Here is a 2,436-nt window from a genome sequence, read left to right as displayed (position 1 = left end):
TGTAACGCTCGAACCCACCGTATTGCTAAGGTTAAAACGGAGGAGTTAGTTGGATGATCCAGCACCTGCCGTTCATCGGCATCAAGTCGATCGACCTGCTGCTGGCGGCGCTCGACCTCGTCTGAACAAGGAGACCCCATGGCATCCATCCTGCGTCCCGCACTCGTCCTGTTCGGTGCCCTCACCCTGCTGTGCGGCGTGCTGTACCCGGCCGCCGTCACCGGCATCGGCCGCGCCGCCTTCGCCCACGAAGCGAACGGCAGCCTCGTCGCGGTCGACGGCCGCACGGTCGGCTCGATCCTGATCGGCCAGCCGTTTTCCTCGCCCGGCTATTTCTGGGGCCGGCCGTCGGCCACGGCGCCGATGGCGGACAATGCCGCCGGCTCCGGCGGTTCCAACCTGGGGCCGACCAATCCGGCCCTCGTGGCCGCCGTCAAGGAACGCGTGGCCGCGCTGAAACGGGCCGATCCCGGCAATCGCGCGCCGATCCCGGTCGACCTCGTCACCGCCTCGGCCAGCGGGCTCGATCCGGAGATCAGCCTGGCGGCCGCCGAATACCAGGCGGCGCGTGTCGCGGCGGCGCGCAAACTGCCGCGACGGCAGGTCCGCGCACTCATCGAGCGGTATCGGCACGACCCGGCGCTCGGGTTCCTGGGCGAGCCGCGCGTGAACGTGCTGGCGCTTAACCTGGCGCTGGACGGCAAGGCACCGCGCGCGCAATGAGGCGAGCCCCATGAATTTCCCCGGCGACGAAGCGCGGCGCGACCCGGATGCGCTGCTGGCCCAGGTGCGGGAGCAGGAACGCCGGGCGGCGCGCGGCCGGCTGCGCATCTATTTCGGCGCCTCCGCCGGTGTGGGCAAGACGTACTCGATGCTGTCCGCGGCGCGCCAGCTGGCCGCCACCCGCGACGTGTTGATCGGCATCGTCGAGACGCACGGGCGCGCCGAGACCGAAGCCTTGCTGGAAGGGCTGGCGGTCCTGCCGCGCAAACGCATCGATCACCGCGGCAGGCCGCTGCTCGAATTCGACATCGACGCCGCGCTGGAACGGCGCCCGCAGCTGGTGCTGATCGACGAGCTGGCCCACTCGAACGTTCCCGGCTCGCGCCACCCCAAGCGCTGGCAGGACATCGAGGAACTGCTGGCGTGCGGCATCGACGTGTTCACGACCGTGAACGTGCAGCACCTCGAGAGCCTGAACGACGTGGTCGGCGGCATCACCGGCGTGCGCGTCGGCGAAACCGTTCCGGATGCCGTGTTCGACGAGGCCGACGAAGTGGTGCTGGTGGACCTGCCGGCGGACGAGCTGCTGGCCCGGCTCAAGCTCGGCAAGGTGTACCAGCCGTCGCAGGCCGAACGGGCCGGCCGGAATTTCTTCCGCAAGGGGAACCTCATCGCGCTGCGCGAGCTGGCGCTGCGCCGCACCGCCGAACGCATCGGCGACGACGTGCGCGCATACCGCGTCGAAAAGTCGATCGACGCGGTCTGGCGGACCGGAACCGCGCTGCTGGCCTGTGTGGGACCCGGCCCCGGCGCCGAGGGCGTGGTGCGCAGCGCGGCGCGGCTGGCGGGCCAGCTCGGCGCCGAGTGGCATGCGGTCTACGTCGAGACCCCCGCGCTGCAGCGGCTCGGCGCCGGCCGGCGCGAGCGGATACTGGAAACGCTCGAGCTGGCGCGCGATCTCGGCGCCGCCACCGCCGTCCTGTCGGGCGACCGGATGGAAGATGCGGTGGTCGACTATGCGCGCAGCCATAACCTGGCGCGGATCGCGCTGGGCCGCAGCCATGGCGCTCGGCCGTGGCGGGCACCCGTCGGCCGGCGCGTCGCGCGCCTCGCGCCCGACATCGAATTGCTCGAAGTCGCCGCGGCTCAAAGCCCGACGGCCGACGGCGGGCGGGCGCGGACCGACGAACCGCATGCGCCCGCCCGGACGGCCGTCGTGGCGCATGGCGCCGCGATCCTGTCCAGCCTGTGCATGGCGCTGGCGGCGACGCCGACCATCGGCTGGCTGGACCTGGCCAACATCGCCATGCTGTTCCTGCTGGTCGTGCTGCTGGTGGCGGTGCGGTTCGGCCGCGGCCCCTCGGTCACCGCGACCTGCGTGAGCGTGGCCTGCTTCGACTTCTTTTTCGTGCCGCCGCGCTTCACGTTCGCGATATCGGATCTGCAGTACCTGGTGACCTTCGGCGTGATGCTTGCGGTCGGCCTGATCACGGGGCATCTCACGGCTGGGCTGCGTTTCCAGGCCCATGTCGCAGCGCGGCGCGAGAGCAGGACCCGCGCGTTGTACGAATTCGCGCGGGCCCTGTCCGGCGTGCTGCTGACGGAGCAGATCCAGGAAGCCACGCGCGACGCGATCGGGCGCACGTTCGGCGCGCGCACGGTCAGGTGCTGGATCATCCAACTAACTCCTCCGTTTTAACCTTAGCAATACGT

At 70.5% G+C, this 2,436-nt stretch carries 1 protein-coding gene and 1 pseudogene; both read left to right on the top strand.

From position 1 onward, the window contains the following. Nucleotides 1-138: 138 nt before the first annotated feature. Nucleotides 139-723, top strand: coding sequence for a potassium-transporting ATPase subunit KdpC (kdpC, locus tag ACWNCF_RS01275; protein ID WP_449405730.1), 585 nt, complete (start codon nt 139-141; stop codon nt 721-723). Between the two features lie 10 nt (nt 724-733). Continuing rightward, nucleotides 734-2,380 (top strand): annotated as a pseudogene (locus tag ACWNCF_RS01270) (DUF4118 domain-containing protein); the annotation flags it as partial. Between the last annotated feature and the right edge of the window lie 56 nt (nt 2,381-2,436).

The organism is Massilia phosphatilytica, assembly GCF_977014125.1.
The sequence above is the reverse complement of the archived record's forward strand: the minus strand, read 5'-3'. Positions and strand labels throughout refer to the sequence as shown.